Raw genomic sequence first — 25,780 nt, 5'->3', positions numbered from 1 at the left:
AACACTTTATATGAAGGTGCACGAGGTCTATGGAGTTTCCAAAAATAGATGAGGTTTATAAATTACTCAGCGAAAAGCTAGAGTCTTGGGTAGAAGGTGGCATTACGCTTCTTCCTAACATTGTTGTCGCATTTTTTATTGCGATAGCCTTTGGCATTATCGCCAAAGTGATCGGCAACGTTGCTGGCAAGATTATGCGCAGAACGTTTGAGTCTCGACAAATTGCAAGCCTCCTCACCTCCATAATCAAATCTATCGTTTTAATAGCGGGAATTTTCATTGCGCTAGACTTTGTTGGCCTTAAAGGTACTGTCACCTCTTTACTTGCAGGCGCAGGTATCGTCGGGTTGGCCATTGGTTTTGCGTTTCAGGACATGACGGAAAACTTCATTGCCGGTGTAGCCATGGGAATTCGAAAACCCTTTGAAATTGGTGACGTCATTGAGGCAGAAGGTGTATTTGGTAACGTAAAGGAAATAAACCTTAGAAACACCTTAGTTGAAACCTTTTATGGTCAACTTGAAGTTATACCCAACAAGATTCTTTTCCGAAATATATTGACCAATTATTCATATCTTGGTTATCGAAGAATAGAGATCCCTGTCGGCATTTCTTATGCTGATGATATAGAAGAAGCCGCCAAAGTTATTACGGATGCTATGAATGAAAAAGATTATGTCATAAAAAAAGAAGAGACCGCGGTTTACGCAGAGTCTTTTGGCGATTCAAGTATCAACCTATTACTGTGGTTTTGGATTCGATATCCAGGAGAGCCAGGATTTATGGTCGTACGCCACGACGCGATCAGTACAGTAAAAACGGTATTAGAAGAAAACGATATTCTTATTCCTTTCCCTATCAGAACATTGGATTTCAATGCTAAAGGGGGAGATAAGCTTAATAGCATGCTTAAAAAGCAGGATGAGAGAAGTTCAAGTAAAGGTAATACAAATTCATCAACTGAGCAGTCTGATGTGAAAGCGGGTGATAACCCTGAGCAACCCGCAGAAGAATGAAACTAACGGAGATGCAAATGGAAATGTTAAATTCAAAAACACTTAAACACGCTTTTTTAGTACTTATACTCGCAGCCAGTTTTGGGAGTTTAGGCGGTTGTGCAACAGTTGAAGGGGCCGGTAAAGATATTCAAAGTGCTGGAGAAGCCATTGAAGAAGGTGCCGAAGAAGCGTCTAACTAACTCGTTTCTGTCGACATAGGTCTTGCCGATAAAGTAGGACTGTGTAGGTAAAAGCCTGACGATCGCTAAACTAGGCCCTGTTGACCTTTGCTATATATCAAAGGTCAACAAACGCCAGCATCTCAGGCTTTTTTATTTTGTGGCACCATGTTTTTGCAATACACGGTGCGACATATCAACTAGACAACGACGTAGCACACGCATCGTCATACGCATTTGGCAATATGCCGTACTAGTCTGTACAGCCACTTTTACTGCGTAAAACAGCAATCTATCAAGGCTTAAGCACCGCGAGCATGAGAAAGCCACCTATTAGCGCTGGGTTCCCATTCGATTTAAGTAAGCAACTTGCCTCTACTTTATAAAGCTTCCCTTGCGCCTTTTCAGTGATTTCGACAAGTTTGAATCGGTATTTAACGGCATCATTACTTTGTACTGGTTCAAGAAAACGTAACTTATCAATGCCATAATTGATCATAGACGCGATACGTTCGTCTGGCGCGATTACCTCAGCGAATGCTTTAGGCATGAGACTGGCAGTCAAGAAGCCGTGAGCAATTGTTGTTTTAAAGGGACTTTCTTTTTCACAGCGCGCAGCATCTAAATGTATCCACTGGTGATCGCCGGTAGCGTCTGCAAACTGATTGATCATGTCCTGCGTAACCGTCAGCCATTCAGGTTGTTCAAGGGTATCTCCCACTGCTAAGTCTAAAAGTGTTCTCATTTTTCAGTCCAATCTCCATTTATTGACGATAAAACTACTATTATTACCTTGAATGTTTCAATTAACTTTTAATAATAGGTATTTATAAATATTCTTGTTACACTAACGTAAATTATTCGTAGATGCTATGTAGCATTGGATCACAGTTTTCTATTAAACGCACCGTGATACAAACTAGCGCCTCTTCATCTATTGGCTTTTTTCAGGGCACTCGCTCTTAAAGGATTAGTTATGAATCTCAATAGAATCGATTTGAACCTTTTTGCAGTATTCGACGCCATTTACACGGCAGGAAGCTTAACCAAGGCAGCAGATGTCTTATGCATTACTCAACCAGCGGTAAGTAACTCTTTAGCAAGGCTAAGAGAAATGCTTAACGACCCGCTGTTCGTTCGTACCGGCCACAGTATGACGCCTACCCCCGTAGCGCAAAATATTATTGTTCCAGCTCGACAAGCCTTAGCCTTACTACGCAGAAGCGTGCAAGAAAGTCATACATTCGACCCTCTCACAGCCGAGAAGTCCTTTAACTTTGCCAGCCGTGATTTGCTTGAAGTAAGCATTATGCCTCGTCTCATTTCACGTTTGCAGAATTTGGCGCCAAATATTGGGTTAACCAACTACGAGATTCCTAGAAGCCAAGTTGTTTCGGCGATGGCATCGGGCACGTTGGACTTTTACTCAGATGCATCGACATTTACAGACCCTCATTTGTGTAAAGAAAAAATCGCTCAAGACAGACTTGTTGTGTTAGCACGTAAAAATCATCCTGCGCTCAAAAACGGGCTTAACTTAGATACCTTTCTACGATTAGGCCATATTAATGTGTCACAGCGTAAATCTGGTGTGGGCCCAATAGATATTGCGTTAGATAAAATGGGCAAAAGACGCAAGGAAGTTATGCGAGGTCAACATTTTTTAACCGTACCAAGTACGATAGTGAAGACAGACCTAATCGCGTGCCTGCCGTTTCACCTTGCTAAACATTACGATCTTGCGTTGTACGAGGTTCCTTTTGATTTACCGCCTGTAGAGTATTTCCTTTATTGGCATGTAAGCGCCGACCATGATCACGCTCATATGTGGATGCGTGAACAAATAATGGAAGTAGCGAGCAACTATAAACCTCACTAACGCCACTTCTCCAAACAGCGCTCGTTATGGGCGCTTTTTTGTCTCCACATACTTATAAAACCACATACCTAAGTATCGCTTAGAACGTTTTCAAGATTTCATTTTTATCGTTTAATCCTCTCGAACAAACAAACAATCTATAGAAGTACTTGAGGAATTAACCATGTTGAAAATTGTTAAAACTTCTCTTGTTATCGCAGCGACATTAGGTGTGTCGGGCGTAGCACAGGCTGATGTTAACGAAGCACTAGCGAATATCTGCACTATCGTTCAAGCGGACGATAAAGGCGAACTACGTAAGAAAATGCGTTCAGTCGAATCAGACTACCGCATGAAACTTAAAGACTACTACTCAGCAATTAGCTGTGGCGGTAACAGCCTAATTCGTACAGCACTGCTGAACAATGCTTTAGAAGCTGGCGAGTTACTTGTTAAGAAAATGCCAAAAAGTGATTTAGAAGCACCTGAAGCTGACGGAAAAACACTTCAAGCTTGGGTTGCGGAAAACGGTCTGCAAGATAACCCAATTGCTGCGGTTATCAACGACCGCCTATAAAACAGTTTCACACCATGTGAACCAGTTCAACATGGTTGCAGAGAAATCTGCACTTTAGAAAGCGACCCTCGGGTCGCTTTTTTCTTTTGTATCAGTCTATAAAATTCAATGCATAAAAAAGGAGAGTATCCCCTACTCCCCCTTCGTACTAATGCAGATTACCAATACAATCTAACAAGCTCTAGCAAGCTCGAGTTTATTGTTTACTACCTTTTCGCTAATCAGCAACACCGGCTCTTGTTGATACAAGCGCTCTACAAAGTCCTGGTAACTAGCGGTAAAACGCGCTTCACCAACCAGCTTGCCAAATACTTCTTCTAGCATTAAAAAACTAAGGCTGTCTATTTGGTTATTACTAGCCGCGTTGTGTAACTTATCAGCTAACACATCGTTGATTTCAAGTGACTTCCCGTCTTGAGAGGCATGCCTGTCTGAATAGAAGGCCCAGCAAGCAACAACTAAAGCACTTATATCGGTGTCTCTGTTGGCCGCCAAATTATCTCGTACAGTGGGAAATAAAAACACCGGAAGCTTAGCCGAACTTTCAAGGCAAATTCGCGCTAGCGTATCTTTAATAAAAGGGTTGGAGAAACGAGATAGCAGCGTATTTCTGTATTCATACACGTCAATCCCCTCTACTGGGTCGAGTGTTGGCATAACCTCTTGTTCCATAAAGATTGATAGAAGACGCTTTAACTGTTTCGCTTCAACACTTTCATGGATAGTTTCAAGCCCTGCTACAGAACCAACCAACCCAAGTACTGAATGGCCCGCATTAAGCATACGAAGCTTAAGCTTTTCGTACGGTGCCACATCGCTTACAAACTGCGCGCCTACTAAATCTAAACACGGCTTGGTATTGCAAAAGTCATCTTCAATAACCCACTGGTCAAAAGGCTCACACACTACAGGCCAAGCATCTTCTACGCCCTGAGCCCTTAACGTTGCGATATCGTCATTTGTGGTTGCAGGCGTTATTCTGTCTACCATTGAATTAGGGAAACTTACGTTTTCGTTAACCCAAGTAGCAAACGCTTGGTCAAACAGTTCAATATACGCAAGCAGCATTTTCTTTAACACTTGGCCATTGTGCTGGATATTGTCACATGACATAACGGTAAAAGGCCTTGCGTTGTTTTCTTTGCGTTTTTTAAGCGCTGCGACTAAATAGCCGAAAACCAGTTTAGGCGTTTTGGGGTTTTCGATATCGTGAATGACATCAGGGTTAGTGGTAATAAATTCCCCTGAGGAAGCATCAAAATTATACCCACCTTCGGTAATGGTTAACGATACGATGCGTACTTCGGGATCAGCCATTTTATCAATGACTGCTTGAGGATCGTCCGGCGCCATCAAAAACCCCGTCATTGCACCGATAACTGATGCACTGCGGGAACCGTCATTGTGCTTTTCAACCAAGGTATATAAGCTATCTTGTTCGTCGAACACTTTTTTCATTGCACGGTCGTTCTCGCGAAGACCCACACCACAAATGCCCCACGATAGATCGCCGGTTTTTGCCATTAATCTGTCTACATACATGGCTTCATGTGCCCGATGAAAACCACCCACACCAATGTGAACAATACCCGTTTGAACGTTCTCCACATCATAAGCTGGACGCCTTACGTCATTTGGCAACGACGATAAGTTCGCTCTGTTCAATAAAATAGACGTTTGAGATTGCATAAGAACCTTATTAGCTTTGTAACGCTTTGTGGCGACGCATCGCCCAATACGCAGTAACGAAATAGATAACGGTGCACGCGAACCCAACATTAAAGAATAGGTCTCGGTTCAATTCGTAAGCGGCAACCGTGTCACTAAGAGAAAAAGTTTTGATTGCCAATGCTATGGACACCAACAAACTCGCTAGCGAAGTAAGACGCAGTAATTTAGATACGGCAGTAACGTCTTCAACGTGTTCGTTTTCTAACGCCGCTTCTTGCTGCTGATGAGCTTCAACACGTGCATTGAAAGCATCTACTTGTGCTTCTTGCTCAGGATAAGCTTGTTTAGCGCCATACTTGGCGGCCAGTACTGTATAGACAGCTATGGTGAAGAACCACGTGGGTATGAATAGATAGTAGAAAGACATGACGTCTAAGACATTTAAACCAAAGCCAAACACAAGCCCCAACCCCCAACTCGCTACCGCTGGCGTGCTGTGAGTAAGGCTTTGATAATGTGCCCAATAACGTGTGAATCCAATACGCGGAAAAATTACGTGCTCTGCGAACACAATTGCTCCTACAGGAACAACAAGTAATCCAGCATACGTTAACAGTGGCAGTAATTTAGTAAACACGAACGGAAAACACGCAATTGCAACGGTGACCATACCGACGACTGCGGTCGTTGTAGTACGTGATTTATCTTTAAAAATAGCTTGCGCGGCAAGTCCAGCGCGATAGAGATTCGCGTTTGCTGTAGTCCAGCCTGCAACGATAACAATAACGAGTCCAGAAAGACCTAATGCATGGAAAGCCACATCGCCCGGGTCTAATTCACCAATGGACTTTTGAACAATAACCGCTGTTCCTGCGCCCATAATACCGGCTGAAATCCATGCTATATAATGACCAAATAACATACCCGCCGACGTACATAAACCGTAACGTTTACGCTTAGCAAAACGCAGTAACGCCATATCAATAAGGCCGAAATGCGTTATCGTGTTCGCTGCCCACGAAAAGCCAATCACTTCTAATAAACCAATACCAGGCTCACCACTTTGGGTGAAGCCCGTCCACACCGATGTACTACCGATATGAATAAAGTCATTCCACGATGTAAGAAACGTTTGCCCAATTACAGATTCAGCGAGTGCAGGCATTAGAATAAGTGGACCGCAAATGAACATGGTAAACAACCAAGGCGCACAAATACGAGAAAAATTGGAAACGGCGTTAAAGCCATACATAGCGACAAAGACAACTATCACACCGACTGCAAGCACGACGGCAACAAAAGCTAAATTAGTCGGATACCAATTTAACTGCGCCGGAATATTCAATGCAAAACGCACGGCGGTTGCCGACACCGTAATCATAGCGGCCGATATCACGGTAAATATGATTACATTCGCCCAGTTATAGAGCTTGGTCATAGAGTCGCCAGCTATTTTCTGAAGATACGAGTACAAGCTCAAACGGGTATCTACAGCGATAGGCGTAGTGATAAGTGTCCAGCTTAGGACAGCAAGTAGATTACCAATCAATAAACCCAACAGAATGTCGGTCATGGTGGCGCCTAGCGCAACAAAGGTTGCACCGAATACGAATTCAGTTGCCGCCACATGTTCACCGGCGTACAAGCCCATGAAATGCTTCCAGCCTTTCAGTTTATGTTTAGCGACGGGGAGTTGCTCGTCACTAACTTGTGAAATATCAATATCACTAGACGTCGACTTCATCTTCAAATCTCGTGTTGTAGGTGTATTTCCCACTGGTTTCAAAATACATTAAGAGCATTTGCCCAGACACTGGGATATATCTCAATTTTTGTAAATATTTGCATATACCCTCTACTTTGTAAACAGCCATTAACAAAATAAACGGAGGCTTGTTTATTTAATTAACACAATAAAAATGCACAATTAACCAATCAAAATAAACGCGATATAATCTATCCACTTAATACTATGAAGAAATTTTAGAGTCGAAATTTGAGGCCGAAAGCCGCGTATGTAGTCATAGGACTCAAGAACTGCTTGTTAAGGTGGAACAAACGCCATCAATTACCTTACACTTAGGCAAATGTTCATATAATTGGCGCCTGTTGACCTTTGGTGTACGAATACGGAATTGGCAAGTGGACGTTGGTTAAATGTTAATAGTTAAAGGAAGGTGACTCTTGCAGGCACACAACGTGGAACTGGTGATTTTTGATTGTGATGGCGTACTGATTGACAGTGAAGTGCTATCGATGCAGGCGTGGCAAGCACTTCTGTCTAGTTTCGATATTGCATTATCGAAACAATATTTTATAGAGCATTTTCTTGGAAAGAGCATGGAGCACGTTCAGGGTAAGTTAAAAGATGACTTTACGCTCACACTTACCACGTCCATGAAAAACAAATTCCATGGATTACTGTTCGACAGCTTCGAGTGCCATTTACAAAAGACTACCGGTATCACCTCTGTACTTTCTGCACTTAACTCACTAGGTATTCCATTTTGTGTTGCCACAAGCAGTTCACCTGAAAGAACAACAAAGGCGTTAACCAGCACAGGGCTTCTTTCCTATTTTGAAGACCGCATTTTCACGCGAGCACTCGTTAATAAAGGCAAGCCAGCACCAGATTTATTTTTATATGCGGCAAGTGCTCTCAACGTTGCTCCTACAAACTGCCTAGTTATTGAAGACTCTCAGCCTGGGATTGCTGCCGCTAAAGCCGCGGACATGCGCTACTTCCACTATACAGGTGGCGCACATCTACAGAATTGTATTGTGACATCGGACAACACCATTAATTCATGGGACGAGTTTAACTCTCGAATCCCTGACATTTTTGACATGAGAAAAATTAAATGAGTAAGAAAGCACAAAACGAACTCAATAAACTCGACGAGGCCGCCAGAGCAGGATGGATGTACTATGTTGGTGGTAAGACGCAAGATGAGATAGCTAAAACGCTCAAAACATCACGCCAAAGCGCACAACGCTTAGTGGCGTTATCTATGTCGGAAGGTCTTGTGAAAGTGCGCTTAGAACACCCGATTGCTAGATGTATGGAATTAGCGCAAGGCATAGAGAAAAAATTCGGATTAACTTTCTGTGAAGTCGTGCCCAGTGTTGATGACGATCCCAATTCAACGCTTGGCCTTGGTCAAGCGGGTGCAGCAGCAATAGAAAGAGCTTTAAAATTCGACGCTCCACAAACCATCGCGTTTGGCACTGGCCGTGTACTGCGTGCCTGTGCTGATGAATTGTCAATACTTCACTGCCCTCAGCATAAAATTGTTTCCCTTGTTGGTAATATTGCTGATAACGGAGAGGCGACGCGTTATGACGTGGCTGTTCACGTAGCCGACAGAGTTAAAGCACAGCATTATCCTATGCCTATCCCTGTAATAGCATCTAGTAAACTAGAACGGGAAATTTGGCAACAGCAACAACACATATCTAGAATTCACACGCTTGCCGAACAAGCGGATATTAGCTTCGTAGGCATTGGTAACTTAGGCAGCGTGTCTCCATTGTATAAAGACGGATTTATCGACGATGATCAATTAGCAACCCTCGCTGAATCTGGTGCAAGTGGCGAAATCATAAGCTGGATCTTTAATGAAGAAGGTGCGCTGATGAGTTGCGATATTAACGAGAGAGTAACGAGCTTTAAGTTGAAAGCAACGCCAGAAAAGCCTGTAGTGGGTGTTGCAGCGGGCGACAACAAACTGCACGCTATAAGAGGCGCTCTGCGATCGAAATTGCTTAATGGGCTCATCACGACAGAACGTACTGCCTCAGCACTGCTCACTTCTTAATTTCGTTCTTTTCTTATTAATAAAATGCCTATTGCGTACATTTTTAATACGCATTAACTTCAACAAAAAGCAAAAAAACAGCATTAACGTTGTTTTTTTGCACTTTATTTGGCTATTTATTGATCTTCGATTGCAGTTCAACTTAGTTCGCCTGCGCCCTTTAATACTAAAGGCTACAGCGCATTTCATACTTCTTTAATCTTTAGTCTAACGTATTATTCGATATACCTTGTTATTTGACTGAATGTTTTTCATTCGACCTGATTGTTTTTTAATTAATCCCGAACAGACAAACCGATTAATTAAACAAATATAACGAAGGAAATTTAACCATGTTGAAAATCGTTAAAACTTCTCTAGTCATCGCAGCATCAACATTAGCTTTTTCAAACGCAGCACAAGCAAATGACGTAAACGAGGCACTAGCAAACATCTGTACTATTGTTCAGGCTGACGACAAAGGCGAATTGCGTAAGAAGATGCGTCGCGTACAGTCTGACTTCAAATTAAAGTTACGTGATTATTACTCAGGTGTTTCATGCGGTGGTCAAAGCCTTATCCGCACGGCGTTAACGAACAACGCAGTTGAGGTAGGTACACTGCTTGTTAAGAAAATGCCAAGCAAAGACCTTTCTGAGCCCGAATCAGACGGCAAAACACTTCAAGCGTGGATAGCAGAGCAAGGCTTACAAAGCTCGCCAATTTCTGCTGAGCTTAACGATAGAATCTAAGCACTAATTCACATAGCCATGTGAGTCGATTCAACATGGTTGCAGCGTCAGCTGCAATGAAAGGCCCCGCTACGGGGCCTTTTTACTTTCTGTCTCTTTAAATTTTCACGTTCTTCAACCCAGTGACTTAGGTAATCAAGCTACGGTATGCGTGAGCTCGTAACGCAAGCTCACACTTTAGGTATGGTTTGACATACCATGTTATTTTACAACATGTTTTTCAAATAGTTAGATTCGGGTTTAATGCGTCTCAACGAACGAACACAATCTTAATAACAACAACCGAAGGAATTTAACCATGTTGAAAATCGTTAAAACTTCTCTAGTAATTGCAGCATCAACTTTAGCTTTTTCTAACGCAGCTCAGGCTAATGACATCAACGAAGCACTTGCAAACATTTGCACAATTGTTCAAGCAGATGACAAGGGCGAACTACGTAAGAAAATGCGTAGCGTTCAATCAGACTACAAACTTAAGCTTCGCGATTACTACTCTGGCATTTCTTGTAACGGTCAAAGCCTAATTCGCACTGCTCTTACTAGCAATGCGGTTGAAGTAGGTACTCTACTGGTTAAGAAAATGCCAAGCAAAGACTTAGCAGAGCCTGAGTCAGACGGTAAGACACTTCAAGCGTGGATTGCTGAACAAGGTCTTCAAAGCTCTCCTATTTCAACAGAGCTTAACGGCAGAATCTAATATAACTAATTAATCACACCATGTGACGTAACGATTCAACATGGTAGCGGCAGGACGCCGCACTGGAGGCCCCTTTTAGGGGCCTCACCCCTTTCTAGAACCCTATAAAATTTATCACTTCTTTTTGTACCCATTCAGGTTTTTCCCTGTGTAACCAGTGCGACGCGTGCGGATTAAACCGCTTAATTATCAATGGAACATAGTGTTCGATTTTATCCAGTACACTTAGATCAAACGCATCATCCTGCTCCCCCCACAATAACAGGGTTGGGCAATGAATGAATATTTCAGGTATACGAATATCATTCAACACTTTCTCAGATACATTCTTTTGTGGCACTTGTTGAGGCATTTGCCGATAGTAATTGAGCATCGCACTGAGGGTTTCAGGTTTACCCCAGTCGTTAAGTAGCGTCCTTGAATAGCTGGTTTCTTTCTCAAAAAAGCCGTTTCCTAACATATTTTTCAATAACGTAAAGCTAGTATTTGTAAGGGTCCGCTCTGCCCCCTTATCAATAAGCGCAGAGATATACTGACTTTTTGCTCTTTGCGTAGAAGAGGTCTTTATTGCCCGTGTAAAACAAGAAGGATGAGCGGCATTAACAATAATAAGTTTGCTAATTAATGTTTGGTGAAAGGCTGCTAGGGGCCACGCTATTGCCCCACCCCAATCGTGTCCCAACAAAATAACCTTTCGGCCTTTTTGAACTTTCTCGATGAAGGCGGCCATTCGACTTATCAATGATGGAACTTGGTAATCCGTTTCACTGGGTAGTGGACTCGATAAATGATAACCGGGCAAATCTGGAGCAATGATGTCAAGTGATGTGGGAAGTATCGCCATTAACGCTTCCCATGTGTGCGCATTTTCTGGAAAGCCATGAAACATGATAAGCAGAGGATTCTCTGCGCTCTCTTCTTCTCGGGATAAATAATGAAGGCAGGCTCCCTCAACATTCACGTACTTTGACACAACCACTGTGCTCACTTCCTCTATGTTGTTTTTAAGAAACAAAAAAGCCGAGCAAAATAACGTATCCAAATGATTATTTGGTTAAATCATTTTCTCGGCTACATTATTTGCTCGGCCTTTCGTACGTCTTTTAATTACGCACGTGTATTACTTTTATGTCGTTACTCGATAGCGAACATACTCTCTGGCATTGACATCAAGTTGTCTGCGCCTGATTGCATTGCCGAAACCAGTGAGCGAGTACGGGTTAATAAACGGTCAAAGTAGAAGCCCGTTGTTAAGATTTTACTCTTATAAAACTCGGTTTCCGTGCTACCTGCATCAAGCTGCTCTTGTGCTTTCACTGCCATTTTTAGCCAGAAGTAAGCAACGGTGACATAACCTGAATACATTAAGTAATCGACAGACGCTGCACCAATTTCATCTGGGTTCGATGCTGCTGCCTTACCGATATCCATAGTGATCTGCTGCCACTCGTCAAGATGAGAGTTTAGCGCGTTAGTCCAAGCACTAAACTGAGCGTTATCGCGCAATGAATTACAGTAGTCGCGCACTTCTTGAACAAATACATTAAGCAATTCGCCATTAGAGCCCATTACTTTACGACCTAATAGGTCAACGGCTTGAATACCTGTAGTACCTTCATACATGGTGCAGATACGGGTATCTCGAGCTAGCTGCTCCATACCCCATTCTTTGATAAAGCCGTGGCCGCCATAAACCTGCATACCGTAACTCGTGGCTTCTTGCGCGGTTTCAGTTAAAAAGGCTTTTACGATAGGCGTTAAGAATGCAAGTTTTGCATCCGCAAGTTGCTTCTCAGCCTCGTCGCTACCATACAAAGTAACGTCAACTAACTGCATACAGTAAGCGGCAAGCGCTCGGTTGCCTTCCGCGAACGCTTTCTGCGTTAACAGCATACGACGTACATCAGGGTGCACAATAATAGGATCAGCTGGGCCATCAGGATTTTTACGCCCTGTTAATGAACGGAACTGTATGCGGTCTTTTGCATAGCGAAGCGCACCTTGGAATGCTGCTTCAGATGATGCCAAGCCTTCAAGACCAGTGCCAATACGTGCGGTATTCATGAACGTAAACATGCAGTTTAGGCCGCGGTTTGGTGGCCCAATCAAATAACCTTTTGCACCATCAAAGTTGATCACACAGGTTGCGCTGGCTTTGATACCCATTTTATGTTCAATGCTTCCGCATCCTACTGCGTTTCTATCTTGCTTTTCGCCATCTTCAGACACGTTAAATTTAGGCACAACAAATAGTGAAATACCTTTGGTACCCTCTGGCGCATCTGGCAATCGAGCTAGCACAATGTGTACGATATTTTCAGACAAGTCGTGTTCACCTGCCGAAATAAAAATCTTCGTTCCTGTTAAGCTGTAGGTACCATCTTCTTGTGGTTCCGCGCGACATTTCAACATGCCAAGGTCTGAACCGCAATGTGCTTCGGTCAAACACATAGTACCTGTCCACTCACCGCTAACTAGCTTTTCAAGAAACATTTTTTGTAGCAATTCAGAGCCATGGGCTTTTATTGTTGCCATACAGCCTTGGCTTAGACCTGGGTACATCGCCCAAGAATGGTTTGCGCCTGAAAACCACTCAGCGATGATAGATGACAACGAATATGGTAATGCCTGACCGCCAAATTCCTCAGGGTGAGACATTCCTGGCCATCCGCCCTCAACATACGTTTGATAAGCTTCTTTAAAACCTTTAGGCGTTGTTACTTCACCATCAACCCACTTACACCCTTCTTCATCGCCTGATGCATTGATGGGTGCCAGTACGTTCTCTGAAAACTTTGCAGCTTCAGCGAAAATCGCCGAAACCAGATCTTCAGATGCTTCGTCGAAACCTAGCTTTTGATAGTGATTTTGATAATTTAGTAGCTCATGTGTTACAAACATGGCGTCACGTTGTGGAGCTTTATAACCTTCCATACCCAATACCTATATTACTTCAAATAGACCAGCAGCGCCCATGCCGCCACCGATACACATGGTGCAAACAACATATTTCGCACCGCGTCGTTTACCTTCGATGAGTGCATGACCCACCATGCGAGCACCGCTCATGCCGTATGGGTGACCAATAGAAATGGCACCGCCGTTTACGTTTAATAATTCGTCTGGAATGCCTAACTTATCGCGGCAATACAGTACCTGTACCGCAAACGCTTCGTTAAGCTCCCATAGACCGATATCGTCCATGGTTAATCCATGCTGCTTTAATAGCTTAGGAATGGCGAACACTGGGCCAATTCCCATTTCATCTGGCTCACAGCCTGCCACTGCAATACCGCGATAAATACCAAGAGGTTGAGCATTGCCTTTTGCCGCTGAGTGCTCATCCATAATCACTGTCGCGCTGGCTCCATCAGAAAGCTGGCTTGCGTTACCTGCGGTAATACAACCACCTTCTATCACTGGGTTAAGCGCTTTAAGCCCTTCTAACGTTGTTTCTGGGCGATTTCCTTCATCTTTCGACAAGGTCACTTCACGCTCAGAGGTTTCACCTGTTTCTTTATTAAATAAGGCTTGCGTTGCTGTGATAGGTACAATCTCATCATCAAACTTGCCCGCTTCTTGAGCCGCTGCTGTGCGCATTTGGCTTTGGTAACCGTATTCGTCTTGTACGTCACGGCTAATATTGTAGCGCTTACCTACTACTTCCGCAGTTTGAAGCATTGGCATATAAATATCTTTGTGCATTGCAACCAGTGCAGGGTCTACTGCACGAAACATATTCATATTTTTGTTTTGCACTAAAGAGATAGAATCTAAGCCACCCGCAACCATAATGTTGGTATCGCCTGTACGAATTGAATTCGCTGCGGTAGCAATGGCATACATGCCAGAACTGCATTGGCGGTCGAGTGTCATACCCGCTACGGTGACCGGTAAACCACCCGCTAGGCCAGCCAAGCGGCCAATATTCATGCCGCCACTGCCTTGGGTTAGCGCTGCGCCCATTATCACGTCGTCGACACTGGCAGGGTCGATCCCTGCGCGTGCTACTGCGTTTTGAATAGCGTGGCCACCTAATGAAGGGGCGGGTAAATTGTTCAGTGCACCTTTATAAGCGCGCCCGATTGGCGTACGTGCTGTACTTACGATAACTGCATCGCGCATTTTCATGTTCCTTTCAGTTGGGCTGAAAGTTCAGCCAAAGTTTAGCTAGGCCTATGTGCTTCCTCTCGAAGTTACCTAGCTTTACCAAATTCGGATGTCGGGTAACGAGAGCTATCGCTAGCTCTCACCGTCGATTAATTCTCGCTAACTAGAGCTATGTCTACTTCGCTTTATAGCTTTTAAACGTGCCGCCGCTTTGGGCCAATTTCACCAACAAATCACTTGGTTCAAGCCACATCTTTCCGTAATCACCCAATTGATCACGATAGGTAGTCAGCTTATCTAAAATAGTGCCTAGCCCTACTTCGTCGGCATATTGCATAGGGCCGCCGCGATACACAGGGAAGCCATAACCGTAAACATAAATCACATCGATATCGCTAGATTTAGCTGCAATGCCTTCTTCTAAGATGGCAGCACCTTCGTTAATCAATGAGTACATGACGCGAACTAGAATTTCCTCATCGCTAATGTCTGAACGCTGAACCACGCCTAAACGTTCTGCTTCTTGCTTGGCAATTTCTAGTACTTCTGGATCTGGGACAGGAACTCGACTGCCAGGTTCATAGTTGTATGCTCCGCGTCCGGTTTTGAGTCCGTTGCGCCCCTTTTCTACCAAGCGATCTGCCACTGCACCGTAAGCGGGGTCGTGTGCAATGTGCTCTTGTCGAGACTGTCGTACATAGTAACCAATATCTAATCCAGCCATATCACCCATAGTGAACGGCCCCATTGGCATGCCAAACTCGGTTAAAACGCGATCAACTTGCTCAGGTGTTGCTCCTTCTAGCAGTAAGCGGTTAGCTTCACGGCCGTAAGGCTCAATCATGCGGTTTCCTACGAATCCGAAGCAAACGCCTACCAACACCGCTACTTTCTTGATGCGTTTAGCCATCTTCATGCAGGTTTTAATGACTTCAGCAGATGTCTTCTCTGCTTTAACCACTTCTAGCAGTCTCATCACATTCGCTGGCGAGAAAAAGTGAAGACCAATCACATCTTCGGGACGGGATGTGGCTGTCGCTATTTCGTCTATATCCAGTGTTGACGTATTTGAAGCCAAAATGGCGCCTGGCTTACACACTTTATCCAGCGTCGAGAATACGGTTTTCTTTACTTCCATCTTCTCGAAAACGGCTTCGATGACGAGATCAACATCAGCTAAGTCGTCATACGACGTAGTACCTGAAAGCAGTGCCATGCGGCTCTCTACCTGCTCTTGGGTTAACTTGCCTTTTTTCGCCGAGTTTTCGTAGTTCTTTCTAATAAGCGCTAATCCCTTCTCTAGCGCTTCTTCTTTGAGCTCAAGCATTGTGACTGGAATGCCGGCATTGGCGAAGTTCATAGCGATACCACCGCCCATTGTTCCGGCGCCGATAATCGCAACTTTATCAATGTTGCGCTCAGGAGTATTTTTGTCGAAATCGCTCACATGACCTGCTGCGCGTTCAGCAAAAAAGAAATGCTGCTGGGCACGCGCCTGTGGCGTATTCATACACTCCATGAAAAGCTTGCCTTCATTTTTAAGGCCATCTTCAAAAGCGAGCGTGTAAGCGCCGCGTACCGCTTCGATACATTTTAATGGAGCAAAGAAACCACGAGTCGCTTTTTTAGTTTGTGCAGTTACTGCATCAAACACCGCCTGCGTTTCGTCAGACATGGACAGCGTGATATCACTGGTGCGTTTAATCGCTTTATCTGGCGTTAATGCTTGTAAATACGCTTTTGTATCTTCAAGTAAATGCTCAGGCTTATCAGAAATTTTATCGAAGACACCTGGAAGTTTGACCACCGACGTAGGCTTGCCTGTTACGATCATTTCTAACGATGTTTGTGCGTCGGCTAAACGAGGAAGGCGCTGAGTACCGCCTGCGCCCGGTAATATGCCTAGATTTACCTCTGGAAGACCCACCTTATTGTCGGCAAAGGTGATGCGATGATGGCAAGCTAACGCCACTTCTAAGCCACCGCCGAATGCTGGTCCAGGGAGAACAGCAACAACCGGCTTAGACGCATTTTCAATCTTGTCTAGTACCTCAGGCAGCATGGGAGACAAATCGCCACCAGAGAATTCGCTGATGTCAGCTCCACCCGAAAAAATAGGTAGTGAAGAAGTAATAACAATGGCACTTACGCTATCGTCATCTAGTGCGTTGTTTATGCCTTCTATCAACCCTACTCTGATAGCGCGTGACAGCGCATTAACGGGCGCACTTTGCATTGTCAGCGTGGCAACACCCTGTTGTACTGCATATTCTACGGCTTTATTTTCCATCTCAGTCATAACCATGTCCTGTTTATCACGTTAACTGGATGTTATTGCAGTGTTGTCAATCATCCAAGTTTATTGGTGTTATAGACATTTATCATAATATTTAATATTGACCGCCAGCCCCTTTGTGAATTCATTTCTCTGCGCAGAGCTTGTCCTACCTTGCCTAAGGTTTATTTGACAGAAAATAAAACCGGTGTTTTTGTTAATCGGGCAACACTTGTAATTACATTTTATTTACAAAAGGATAATTGGCTATGCAAGTGCTTAAAACACCGGAAAGCGCCTTCGACACGATCACTGACTTTCCCTACTCCCCCTGTTTCACTGAAATAACAGACACAGTAAGCAGTGAAATAACAATGGCCCATTATCAATGTGGACCGAAAGATGGACATACCGTGCTATTAATACACGGCGAACCGACGTGGGCTTATTTGTACCGAAAGATGATGCCCATATTGGCTGATGCGGGATTCAATGTCATCGCGCCGGATCTCATTGGTTTTGGACGCTCAGATAAACCAGTAAGAAAGGAGGACTACTCCTACGCTCGTCATGTGATATGGCTAAAAGACTGGTTTTCACAGGCGACTAAGGGCCCTGTTACACTCTTTTGTCAAGACTGGGGAGGTTTACTAGGCTTGCGACTTGTCGCCGATATGCCTGAGCGTTTTTCGGGTGTAATGGTGTCTAATACCGGATTGCCCACTGGCGACCACCCGCCAAGCGATGCTTTCATCAAATGGCGCCGATTCTCACAGGATGTCACCGTATTTCCCACATCTACGATCATTCAAAACGCCACAACCACTGTTCTAGATGAGGCGACGCTTGCAGCTTACGACGCCCCTTTTCCAGACGAAAGCTTTAAAGCAGGTGCACGTATGTTCCCTATTCTTGTTCCTACAAGCCCAGACAATGCTGAGGCACAGGCGAATAGACAGGCATGGGAAAAGCTAAAGCAATATAACAAACCTTTTGTTACGGCTTTTGGTGATAGCGACCCTGTCACTAAAGGTGGCGACAAGGTATTTCAAAAGCTCATTCCGGGCAGCAGCGGCATGGCTCATACCCTTGTGGAAAACGGTGGTCACTTTATCCAGGAAGACCAAGGGGAAATGCTAGCCAAATTACTCATTCAATTTATAAACCAAACGCAGCTGAAATAGCCACGTTTCAAAAAACATTAAACAGTTACTAATAGGAGATTACCATGGATGCTCTACTCGACTTTTCAGGGCAAGTTGTATTAATTACCGGCGCAGGCAGTGGTTTTGGCCGCTTGTTATCGCTAGGTCTTGCCAACCGAGGAGCAAAACTCGTTCTTTCAGACATTAACGAAACCGCCCTTGAGGAAACGAAAAAGGATGTAAAAGCACTCACTGATGTCGTGGTGCTAGCGGGTAATATTGCTAGCGAGTCGCTAAATAAGACGCTGGTTGAAACAGCCATTGAAACCTTTGGCAAACTGGATATAGCCGTAAATAATGCAGGCATAGCGCATAACCCTGCACCAATTCATCAAATGACAGAGGAAATCATGGACTCGCAGTTCGCTGTGAACGTAAAAGGCGTTATGTTTGGAATGAAGTACCAAATACCCGTTATGCTTGCACAAAAGCAAGGGCACGTTTTAAATGTAAGCTCACTTGCAGGACTAGGTGGAGCCCCTAAAGGCGGTGCTTATGCTGCAGCAAAACACGCGGTTTCGGGAATAACCCGCACAGCCGCGGTGGAATACGGCCGAAAGAATGTTCGCGTTAATGCAATTTGCCCATTCTATAGTCCTACCAATATTTTGAACGTAGACGGGTACAACACCCCTGAAGCGCGTGAGCAACTAGGCATGGGAAGTCCTATGAAGCGTCTAGGCGAACCGCAAGAAATCGTTAACACCATGATGCTGATGCTTTCCCCTGGCAATTCTTACATGAACGGGCAAACCATAGCAGTAGATGGTGGTGTTACAGCGTGGTAATTTTTATCTCGCAGTTTCGAAATACATGCAAAGGTATTTTTTGACATACCTTTGTATGACTCATCATGTTTCTCTTTCGTTCTACTTTAGGTGTAATGAAGAGGAACAAACAAAATCGATGAATGAGGCGAGTGCAACCGCCTCTGCAATCGAACCCCTATTAAGTAAAACCCAATAATTTTATTTAGCGATTAAGTTGAACAAAAAGAGAAAAATGTGATGAAAAAGCCAAGTAAAAACATTTTTTTAGCTACCACACTTTGTATCACCTATTCGTTGATTAACGTTAGTATTGCGCAAGAAGCCCAATCTACGCTTGTAAATATGAAGGAAGTGCCTTCTTCGCAACTATTAAAGAAGCAACGTCAAAATAAACCGCTAGCACTAAGCACAGTGAAGCGCGGTACTGATGTTTCGCTCCAAACCACCAAACAATCCAAAAGCCAATACCTTATTCATAGCGCACTGCCAAGTCACCGCTTCAGCGCAAAGTAATTTCTAGGCGAGTACTCGTCTATCAGGTTAATCCTTTATTTAAAGCCATTCTTTGCGTTTATTATTCTTTTTTACTCTATCGCACACGAAGCAATAGTATGCTACGAATCAAATATTTATACCAATCCGCACAGATAAGTGCTAAACGACGAAATAGCGCTGTTAAAAAAGTAGCGCACTCTTAACGACATTAGCGACATATGAGTTAATTATACTAATTGTGAATAGCGCGACACCTATTTGAAAACTATCTTCAAGATTACCACAGGTAGAAGAAGTCATAGGAAAGAGGTGAACATGCTTTTAAAACCAAAACACATCGCGTTATTGTTCACGCTGGCAATTGCAGTATCTGCAATGGGATAAGCACGAAAGCGTTTCAACATGGAAACGCCCTTCGAAAGCGATCTTAAGTCGCAGTTTTTCTTGCTAGACGTGACGTAAGATTCTTTAGGTTAACGTTTAAAAAACTCAAAGCTTAGCGGGTACACCCACAACTCCCCTTTGTTCGCTTTAACTGCTGCCACGATAGCAAAGACGATGTTCATTAATCCAAGAGCGATGAAGCCTAGGGCTCCTATGATAATCAGCGTCAAGACAAAACAAATAACAGAGTATATGAGCAAGCTTATTAACCAATTCGCTGTCACCCTGCCGTGCTGATTGATGTCTTCGTTTTGATCTTTGTGAGCAATCCATAGCACGATAGGCAATATGATACCTAAGCCAGGTATAATGAAACTGGATAACTGAGAAACATGAATGAGTGTACAGTAGCTTCGAGCGTTCAAGCCCCAGTAGAGTGGTTCTTCCGTTGACATTACTATTCCTTAAAATCTACACAGGTTTAATTTGATAGATGTAAGCATCTATCGCCGTACCGGATCCTAATGTACCAGAAACATTTACATGTTCGTATTGTTCGCCCCCAAAATTCATCTGCCTCTAATTAAATTTCTCAAACCTTCGAATATCCAGACCACACCTCAACTTTCGTATTATCAAAAACGTTATACCAGTCCGCATAGTTCATTACCCACTCAGCGAGATTTAAAATGTTCCTAATCGCGGCGTGTTACCCTAGGTATAGTGGCTCTACATCAAGGCAACACAACAAAGAGTACGAACATTTTATAAGGCGAGAGGTGAAATTATCGCTGATTAAAATGGAGGGGCTTTCAAATTTGTTTTACAAAAGCCACGCTGCGTTACACAATGCTAGAGCATGTCTATGTGAACGTCGATTCACGTAAAAAACACAATAATTAAAGGACAAAGTATGCTCAATCACAAACGTACTCTGATAGCAGCATTGGTAAGCGTTTCGCTTATGGGGTGTGGCGAAAGTACAACACAGACAGAAACTAAACCACAACTCACTGCACAAGACGCCAAGCAGTTTTTAACACAGGCGCAAAATGATATTGCAAAAATGTAAGTTCCTGCCGCGCACGCCGAGTGGAGTTACGCCACGAATATCAATTTCGATACAGCAGCAGTCAGTGCTTACTTTAATGAAGTGCTTTCTACCAAGGTTGCAAAGTTAGCTAAAGAAGCGGCGAAATTTAACGATGTAGACGTAGATGCCGACACCCGCAGACAGCTTGATCTACTTAAAAACAGTTTAACAATGCCGCCGCCGGCAGATGCCGAAAAAGCAGAGCGGCTTGCAAAAATTGGCTCTGACTTAAGTGCCATGTACGGCTCTGGTGAGTATTGCAGCGAAGATGGTACGTGCAAAAGCTTGGTTGAAATGAGCTCTGAAATGGCCACCCTACGCGATGCTGACAAGCTACTAGAATATTGGACAGGCTGGCGTGAAGTATCTAAACCAATGGCAGGGCTCTATGCAGAACAAGTATCGCTTGCCAATGAAGGCGCTGCTGAGCTAGGTTTTGAAAACGTCAGCGCCTTGTGGCGTGGAAAGTACGATATGCCAGCAGATGAATTTCCCAAGGAATTGGATCGCTTATGGACGCAAGTAGAGCCTTTCTACGAGTCACTACATTGCCATGTACGCGCTAAGCTAGGTGAACACTATGGCGAAGACGTAGTACCTCAAGACAAACCAATCCCAGCCCATTTATTAGGTAACATGTGGGCACAGTCGTGGGGGAATATTTACGATATCGTTAAACCTCAGCAAGAAATGAAAGTTCCTGATGTTACAGGCGCATTAGCTGAACAGGGGTATGACGAAATCGCCATGGTTAAACAAGCAGAGTCATTTTTCTCATCGCTTGGCTTTGAAGAACTTCCAGATACCTTTTGGGAACGCTCTATGTTTCAAAAGCCTGAAGACCGTGACGTTCAGTGTCATGCCTCTGCGTGGGATTTAGATGACAAAGACGACCTTCGTATAAAGATGTGTATTCAAAAGACTGGCGAAGAATTTAATGTTATTCACCACGAATTAGGTCACAACTACTATCAACGCGCTTATAAAGACCAACCACTTCTTTACCGTGGTTCGGCAAACGACGGCTTCCACGAGGCTATTGGCGACACCATCGCTTTATCAATAACACCTAAGTACCTTAAGCAAATCGAGTTAATTGATGAGATCCCAGACGCATCAAACGATATCGGTATGTTAATGCAAGTTGCGTTAGACAAGATTGCCTTCATTCCCTTTGGTCTGATGGTTGACCAATGGCGCTGGAAAGTAATGTCAGGCGAAGTAACACCTGAACAATACAATAAACTATGGTGGGAATTGAGAGAAAAGTATCAAGGTGTGATGGCCCCTGTTGAGCGCAGCGCCGACGCGTTTGATCCGGGTGCAAAATATCACGTGCCTGCGAACGTACCTTATACACGCTATTTCCTAGCGCATATCCTTCAATTCCAGTTCCATAAAGCACTGTGTGACATTGCAGGTGATGAGGGCCCGCTTAACCGCTGTTCTATCTACGGCAGTGAAGAAGCAGGTAAAGCACTTAACGAAATGCTAGAGATGGGTATGAGCCAACCTTGGCAAAATGCGTTAGAAACACTGACAGGCTCACCGCAAATGGATGCCAGTACTATCGCTGACTACTTTGCGCCACTAAAAACGTGGTTAGATGAGCAAAATGCTACACGCCAGTGTGGCTGGTAACTATATCCGTTATGATTAGCCACTGGCTAACATAATTAATGCAGTCCAAAAAGCCTCGAATTTCGAGGCTTTTTTTGTTGAATTTAAACTTTTGTACCATTGTAAGAGCGGTAGATTAGCGTAACGTTAGTGTATAAATTTTATGTAATTTTTGATTATTTTATGCGCACCCTGTTGGTACTTTCGCTTTTCATAGTTTTTGCTGCAACTTGCAGCCTACCTTCACGCGCGCAACCTATTGCCCCAGCGTTTCATTCCTACAATATGGATAGTGGTATCGCCCACGTATCCATTTCAGATATTGCGGAAGATAAGTATGGTTTTCTGTGGTTGGCATCACAGTCTGGTGTTGATAAATTTGACGGCTATACATTTCGAAACTTCGGCTTGTGGGGTGAAGACAAGTCAACAGGCCTCCAAACCCTGTTCGCCCTTCAGATAGAGGCAAGCTTAGACGGTCAATACCTGTGGGTGGGGACATACAGCGGCCTTAGCCGTATAGATGTTGATACTGAGTCGTTCAAGCACTACACGTTACCGGCGTCAGAACCTTTCAATAAACAGGTAATTAATAGGATCAAGAGCACCCACAATGGCCAGCTTTGGATAGTCTCTGAGCGAAACCTTTACACATACTCTCCAGAATCAGACAGTGTAGAACTGGTCAGCTACCTTCCCAGTACCACGAGTACGCTGACAGACGTAGAACTTATCGGTAACACGCTTTATGTCACTTCCACCTCGGGCCTGTATAAACTTGATCCGTTTAAGAAGTCTCTTGAGTTAGTGGCTTTTGAAAACACGAACTTTACTCGACTGGTGGCAGCAGAGAAATCTCAATTCTGGTTGGGTACCGCTACCCACGGCGCATGTTTGTTCAATCCCGACGAGCAAAGCACTACCATCGACAAAAGCTGTACCTCTGAAACTCACGGATTATCTGATAACTACGTTACAGACATCTTATTAAAGGACAACGGTGATATATGGGTTTCTACTCAGCGTGGGCTGAATATTTTAACGTCACATAACCCTAACTCTGTGCTGCGTGCTCCGATTAACGAGAAAGATGCGGCCAAAGAGAGAATTTCAAGCCTTTATCAAACGAAAGCTGGGCTGGTTGTCGTTGGCACCAGAGACGATGGGTTTGCGATCAGTAACCCTCTGCTTAGCAACTTCTACACTCAGGAAATAGGCGAAGGACGAATCATCTCCTCTATATCGAATTACAAAGATAACCAAGTATGGGTAGCGAACGAAAAGGGCCTTTGGCTTTACGACACGATAAGTAAAACTCAACAAGGCCCATTTACTTCCAATGGTGCATTTGCGAGTAGCGAAGACACTAACGATAAGCTGTTGAGCGTGTTTTATCATACGAAAAGCGATGCATTATGGGTAACCACACGCACGGGCCTCGCCAAACTGAACCCTCAGACCAGAAACCTAGAATTTGTTGCGCTGAATGGTAAGTCGGGTTACAGCATTAATATCGATGATGACGGAGACATTTGGTATGGCGGCTACAGCGATGGGCTGTATGTATATCGCCCGTCAGAAGATAGGGTAATAAAGCAATGGCCATTGTCGCTGACAACGAGAATTGTTTTGGACGACAATGAAAACGCATGGTTAAGTACGGTATCCGGTTTATTTGTTGCGAATAAACTGACTGGAGACTTAACCAGCATCAGTAAGTTTACGGACAAGATTTCAGATCAAACTGTAGTGACGTGGATTTCTCAGTCGAAACGCGGTGGTTATTGGATTGGAACGCAAGCAGCTGGACTCTTCTTTATGTCTAAAGAAGGCAGTGATTTGTCAACGATTAAAGTGACACAAATTAAGCCTGAAAGTCGATTGAGCAATGTATCCATCGGGGCAATTGTTGAAGATGATGAATATGGGCTTTGGATCTCTACAATTGAAGGGATTGCGTATTTAGCACCTGACTTGTCTACCCTTTCTTATTTCGGTGCAGAAAACGGCGCACTGTCTACGGGTTACTATATTGGCTCTGTCACCGTAACTGAAAATAACACAATAATGTTTGGTGGAGCGGAAGGCGTAACGCAATTTACCCCTTCACAAGTGGCAAATGTAAAGTGGTCACCTGGAGTGCACCTCACAAACGTTGAAACGGTGAGTAGGAACGAGCAAAACGGAACAACCTATCAGCAAAGACAGCGCCTAGACGAGGTAATCGAACTTAAACATAACGATATTGCGCTCACGATTGAATTTGCCGCCACTGATTATATGAATGCAAACGAACTTAGGTACGCCTATAAACTCGCAGACTTTGAGAACAGCTGGCGCTTTACTGACTACAAGACAAGAACGGCCACCTACACCAACTTGGACCCAGGACGCTACCGCTTCACTGTTAAAGCTATAAATCAAGAGAATGAATGGAGCACCAATGCAGCGCAACTTGAAATAGTTGTAGTTCCACCGTGGTGGGATAAGCCTATATGGCGTGTGGCGATTACCCTGCTAGGCATGCTGTTGATTTCATCGATGGTGTGGCTGAGGATAGCATCCTTGAAAAAGCGCTCTGCTGAACTAGCACTAAAAGTTGAGGAAAAAACCCGAGACTTAGAAGCGGTCGTAGAAAAGTTAACGCAGCTTTCAACTCAGGACGCATTGACGGGTCTCAAAAATCGTCGCTACTTTACACAAAGAGCCAAGGCAGCATGGCAAAATTATAAACGCCATAATCATACTTTCTCCTTGCTAATTGTTGATATTGATTTCTTTAAGCGTATTAACGATGAATACGGTCATCATGTGGGTGACACAGTACTGCTCAAAATAGCTAGGATCCTGGAAGATAGTTTAAGAGAAAGTGACGTTATTGCGCGATGGGGCGGTGAGGAGTTTCTTATAATGCTGCCTTCATTAAAGGTTCAAGAAGCATTTTGGGTGGCAGAAAAGCTACGTAAAACTGTCGCGGATTACGAAATCGATGCTCCCCCCTACTCGGTATCGGCTACCATAACCTGTGGTGTAGCGGATATACGAGATTACGATAGCGTCGAGGCTTGCATTCACGCTATCGATAAAAAGCTATATGTCGGAAAAGAATCAGGCCGAAATGCGGTGATAAAATAGCCGCCAGCCGATCATCGTACCTATTAGTTTCTCCCCCCCATTGCATTGCCGTTTAAACGGCAATGTATGCAGGCAAACGTTTTGTCATGCATTTTATCGCAGTAATTGATCGCTTTCCTTTTTACCCGCCTATGTATTGTCAATTCTTAAGTAGCTTAAGATGA

20 protein-coding genes and 1 pseudogene are annotated in these 25,780 nt (G+C 44.0%); 13 read left to right on the top strand and 8 right to left on the bottom strand.

The genetic code is table 11. The features are described 5' to 3' along the window. The first annotated feature begins 29 nt into the window (after positions 1-29). Both MHN02_RS03080 and MHN02_RS03075 read left to right on the top strand, forming a co-directional pair. On the top strand, positions 30-1,016 hold the full coding sequence (locus MHN02_RS03080; RefSeq protein ID WP_014976346.1) for a mechanosensitive ion channel family protein: 987 nt from the start codon (positions 30-32) through the stop codon (positions 1,014-1,016). 17 nt (positions 1,017-1,033) lie between these two features. Continuing rightward, complete coding sequence (locus tag MHN02_RS03075; protein WP_014949248.1) at positions 1,034-1,198, top strand: entericidin A/B family lipoprotein; 165 nt, start codon at positions 1,034-1,036, stop codon at positions 1,196-1,198. A 274-nt stretch (positions 1,199-1,472) separates the two neighbouring features. Here the strand turns inward: MHN02_RS03075 and MHN02_RS03070 are convergent, their stop codons facing one another. Then, on the bottom strand, positions 1,473-1,922 hold the full coding sequence (locus tag MHN02_RS03070) for a MaoC family dehydratase (RefSeq protein ID WP_014976345.1): 450 nt from the start codon (positions 1,920-1,922) through the stop codon (positions 1,473-1,475). A gap of 231 nt (positions 1,923-2,153) precedes the next feature. Here MHN02_RS03070 and MHN02_RS03065 point away from each other — a divergent pair, with 231 nt between their 5' ends. Both MHN02_RS03065 and MHN02_RS03060 read left to right on the top strand, forming a co-directional pair. Then, positions 2,154-3,056 (top strand): LysR family transcriptional regulator, encoded by a 903-nt coding sequence (locus MHN02_RS03065; protein ID WP_061094868.1) that lies wholly within the window; start codon positions 2,154-2,156, stop codon positions 3,054-3,056. 163 nt (positions 3,057-3,219) lie between these two features. Then, complete coding sequence (locus tag MHN02_RS03060) at positions 3,220-3,612, top strand: DUF3718 domain-containing protein (RefSeq protein WP_014949240.1); 393 nt, start codon at positions 3,220-3,222, stop codon at positions 3,610-3,612. 171 nt (positions 3,613-3,783) lie between these two features. Here MHN02_RS03060 and MHN02_RS03055 read toward each other — a convergent pair whose 3' ends face one another. Both MHN02_RS03055 and MHN02_RS03050 read right to left on the bottom strand, forming a co-directional pair. Beyond that, positions 3,784-5,301 (bottom strand): mannitol dehydrogenase family protein, encoded by a 1,518-nt coding sequence (locus MHN02_RS03055; RefSeq protein WP_239244510.1) that lies wholly within the window; start codon positions 5,299-5,301, stop codon positions 3,784-3,786. A gap of 10 nt (positions 5,302-5,311) precedes the next feature. Further along, positions 5,312-7,027: a hypothetical protein gene (locus MHN02_RS03050; protein ID WP_239244509.1), complete on the bottom strand. Its 1,716-nt coding sequence runs from the start codon at positions 7,025-7,027 to the stop codon at positions 5,312-5,314. A gap of 440 nt (positions 7,028-7,467) precedes the next feature. Between MHN02_RS03050 and MHN02_RS03045 the strand changes: the two genes are divergently transcribed. The 4 genes from MHN02_RS03045 (at position 7,468) to MHN02_RS03030 (ending at position 10,529) form a co-directional block, all read left to right on the top strand. Further along, positions 7,468-8,148 carry an HAD family hydrolase gene (locus tag MHN02_RS03045; RefSeq protein ID WP_239244507.1) on the top strand — a complete coding sequence of 227 codons (681 nt, stop codon included), beginning with the start codon at positions 7,468-7,470 and terminating at the stop codon, positions 8,146-8,148. Then, positions 8,145-9,101: a sugar-binding transcriptional regulator gene (locus tag MHN02_RS03040; RefSeq protein WP_239244505.1), complete on the top strand. Its 957-nt coding sequence runs from the start codon at positions 8,145-8,147 to the stop codon at positions 9,099-9,101. Before MHN02_RS03045 ends, MHN02_RS03040 begins: the two co-directional genes overlap by 4 nt. A gap of 332 nt (positions 9,102-9,433) precedes the next feature. Next, positions 9,434-9,832, top strand: coding sequence for a DUF3718 domain-containing protein (locus tag MHN02_RS03035; RefSeq protein ID WP_014949235.1), 399 nt, complete (start codon positions 9,434-9,436; stop codon positions 9,830-9,832). Between the two features lie 298 nt (positions 9,833-10,130). After that, on the top strand, positions 10,131-10,529 hold the full coding sequence (locus tag MHN02_RS03030; protein ID WP_014949234.1) for a DUF3718 domain-containing protein: 399 nt from the start codon (positions 10,131-10,133) through the stop codon (positions 10,527-10,529). Between the two features lie 94 nt (positions 10,530-10,623). Here MHN02_RS03030 and MHN02_RS03025 read toward each other — a convergent pair whose 3' ends face one another. The 4 genes from MHN02_RS03025 to MHN02_RS03010 all read right to left on the bottom strand — a co-directional run bounded on the left by MHN02_RS03025 (position 10,624) and on the right by MHN02_RS03010 (position 16,938). Beyond that, positions 10,624-11,508: an alpha/beta hydrolase gene (locus MHN02_RS03025; RefSeq protein ID WP_239244503.1), complete on the bottom strand. Its 885-nt coding sequence runs from the start codon at positions 11,506-11,508 to the stop codon at positions 10,624-10,626. 155 nt (positions 11,509-11,663) lie between these two features. Then, on the bottom strand, positions 11,664-13,463 hold the full coding sequence (locus MHN02_RS03020) for an acyl-CoA dehydrogenase C-terminal domain-containing protein (RefSeq protein ID WP_014949232.1): 1,800 nt from the start codon (positions 13,461-13,463) through the stop codon (positions 11,664-11,666). Positions 13,464-13,472: 9 nt separating this feature from the next. Then, positions 13,473-14,654, bottom strand: coding sequence for an acetyl-CoA C-acyltransferase (locus MHN02_RS03015; protein ID WP_239244501.1), 1,182 nt, complete (start codon positions 14,652-14,654; stop codon positions 13,473-13,475). A gap of 160 nt (positions 14,655-14,814) precedes the next feature. Then, positions 14,815-16,938 (bottom strand): 3-hydroxyacyl-CoA dehydrogenase NAD-binding domain-containing protein, encoded by a 2,124-nt coding sequence (locus MHN02_RS03010; RefSeq protein ID WP_061094864.1) that lies wholly within the window; start codon positions 16,936-16,938, stop codon positions 14,815-14,817. Positions 16,939-17,183: 245 nt separating this feature from the next. Here MHN02_RS03010 and MHN02_RS03005 point away from each other — a divergent pair, with 245 nt between their 5' ends. The 3 genes from MHN02_RS03005 to MHN02_RS02995 all read left to right on the top strand — a co-directional run bounded on the left by MHN02_RS03005 (position 17,184) and on the right by MHN02_RS02995 (position 19,402). Next, on the top strand, positions 17,184-18,098 hold the full coding sequence (locus MHN02_RS03005) for a haloalkane dehalogenase (RefSeq protein ID WP_239244499.1): 915 nt from the start codon (positions 17,184-17,186) through the stop codon (positions 18,096-18,098). A gap of 44 nt (positions 18,099-18,142) precedes the next feature. Next, entirely contained in the window at positions 18,143-18,907 is a 765-nt protein-coding gene (locus MHN02_RS03000; protein ID WP_239244497.1) for a glucose 1-dehydrogenase, read from the top strand. Between the two features lie 219 nt (positions 18,908-19,126). Continuing rightward, the gene (locus MHN02_RS02995; RefSeq protein WP_014949227.1) at positions 19,127-19,402 is read left to right on the top strand and encodes a hypothetical protein; all 276 of its coding nucleotides are present in this window, start codon (positions 19,127-19,129) and stop codon (positions 19,400-19,402) included. 455 nt (positions 19,403-19,857) lie between these two features. On the opposite strand, the gene MHN02_RS02990 is transcribed toward MHN02_RS02995, so the two are convergent. After that, a complete protein-coding gene (locus MHN02_RS02990; RefSeq protein WP_014949226.1) occupies positions 19,858-20,223 on the bottom strand; it encodes a DUF4870 domain-containing protein in 366 nt (121 codons plus the stop codon). 458 nt (positions 20,224-20,681) lie between these two features. On the opposite strand from MHN02_RS02990, the pseudogene MHN02_RS02985 reads away from it, so the two are divergent. Together MHN02_RS02985 and MHN02_RS02980 are read left to right on the top strand one after the other, a co-directional pair. Beyond that, a pseudogene (locus tag MHN02_RS02985) lies at positions 20,682-22,502 on the top strand (M2 family metallopeptidase). Positions 22,503-22,766: 264 nt separating this feature from the next. Then, positions 22,767-25,616 carry a ligand-binding sensor domain-containing diguanylate cyclase gene (locus tag MHN02_RS02980; RefSeq protein WP_239244495.1) on the top strand — a complete coding sequence of 950 codons (2,850 nt, stop codon included), beginning with the start codon at positions 22,767-22,769 and terminating at the stop codon, positions 25,614-25,616. Positions 25,617-25,780: the final 164 nt, after the last annotated feature.

The sequence above is a fragment of the Alteromonas sp. CNT1-28 genome (genome assembly GCF_022348345.1).
GTDB lineage: Bacteria > Pseudomonadota > Gammaproteobacteria > Enterobacterales > Alteromonadaceae > Alteromonas > Alteromonas macleodii.
This window is presented reverse-complemented; position numbering and strand designations above follow the sequence as displayed.

What these genes read in the sequence shown, in the direction of transcription:
- MHN02_RS02980 (WP_239244495.1), top strand. Translation starts at nt 22,767, where the DNA reads ATGGATAGTGGTATCGCCCACGTATCCATTTCAGATATTGCGGAAGAT.
- MHN02_RS03080 (WP_014976346.1), top strand. Translation starts at nt 30, where the DNA reads ATGGAGTTTCCAAAAATAGATGAGGTTTATAAATTACTCAGCGAAAAG.
- MHN02_RS03020 (WP_014949232.1), bottom strand. Translation starts at nt 13,463, where the DNA reads ATGGAAGGTTATAAAGCTCCACAACGTGACGCCATGTTTGTAACACAT.
- MHN02_RS03040 (WP_239244505.1), top strand. Translation starts at nt 8,145, where the DNA reads ATGAGTAAGAAAGCACAAAACGAACTCAATAAACTCGACGAGGCCGCC.
- MHN02_RS03055 (WP_239244510.1), bottom strand. Translation starts at nt 5,301, where the DNA reads ATGCAATCTCAAACGTCTATTTTATTGAACAGAGCGAACTTATCGTCG.
- MHN02_RS03050 (WP_239244509.1), bottom strand. Translation starts at nt 7,027, where the DNA reads ATGAAGTCGACGTCTAGTGATATTGATATTTCACAAGTTAGTGACGAG.
- MHN02_RS02990 (WP_014949226.1), bottom strand. Translation starts at nt 20,223, where the DNA reads ATGTCAACGGAAGAACCACTCTACTGGGGCTTGAACGCTCGAAGCTAC.
- MHN02_RS03000 (WP_239244497.1), top strand. Translation starts at nt 18,143, where the DNA reads ATGGATGCTCTACTCGACTTTTCAGGGCAAGTTGTATTAATTACCGGC.
- MHN02_RS03005 (WP_239244499.1), top strand. Translation starts at nt 17,184, where the DNA reads ATGCAAGTGCTTAAAACACCGGAAAGCGCCTTCGACACGATCACTGAC.
- MHN02_RS03035 (WP_014949235.1), top strand. Translation starts at nt 9,434, where the DNA reads ATGTTGAAAATCGTTAAAACTTCTCTAGTCATCGCAGCATCAACATTA.
- MHN02_RS03065 (WP_061094868.1), top strand. Translation starts at nt 2,154, where the DNA reads ATGAATCTCAATAGAATCGATTTGAACCTTTTTGCAGTATTCGACGCC.
- MHN02_RS03015 (WP_239244501.1), bottom strand. Translation starts at nt 14,654, where the DNA reads ATGCGCGATGCAGTTATCGTAAGTACAGCACGTACGCCAATCGGGCGC.
- MHN02_RS03070 (WP_014976345.1), bottom strand. Translation starts at nt 1,922, where the DNA reads ATGAGAACACTTTTAGACTTAGCAGTGGGAGATACCCTTGAACAACCT.
- MHN02_RS02995 (WP_014949227.1), top strand. Translation starts at nt 19,127, where the DNA reads ATGAAAAAGCCAAGTAAAAACATTTTTTTAGCTACCACACTTTGTATC.
- MHN02_RS03060 (WP_014949240.1), top strand. Translation starts at nt 3,220, where the DNA reads ATGTTGAAAATTGTTAAAACTTCTCTTGTTATCGCAGCGACATTAGGT.
- MHN02_RS03075 (WP_014949248.1), top strand. Translation starts at nt 1,034, where the DNA reads ATGGAAATGTTAAATTCAAAAACACTTAAACACGCTTTTTTAGTACTT.
- MHN02_RS03030 (WP_014949234.1), top strand. Translation starts at nt 10,131, where the DNA reads ATGTTGAAAATCGTTAAAACTTCTCTAGTAATTGCAGCATCAACTTTA.
- MHN02_RS03010 (WP_061094864.1), bottom strand. Translation starts at nt 16,938, where the DNA reads ATGACTGAGATGGAAAATAAAGCCGTAGAATATGCAGTACAACAGGGT.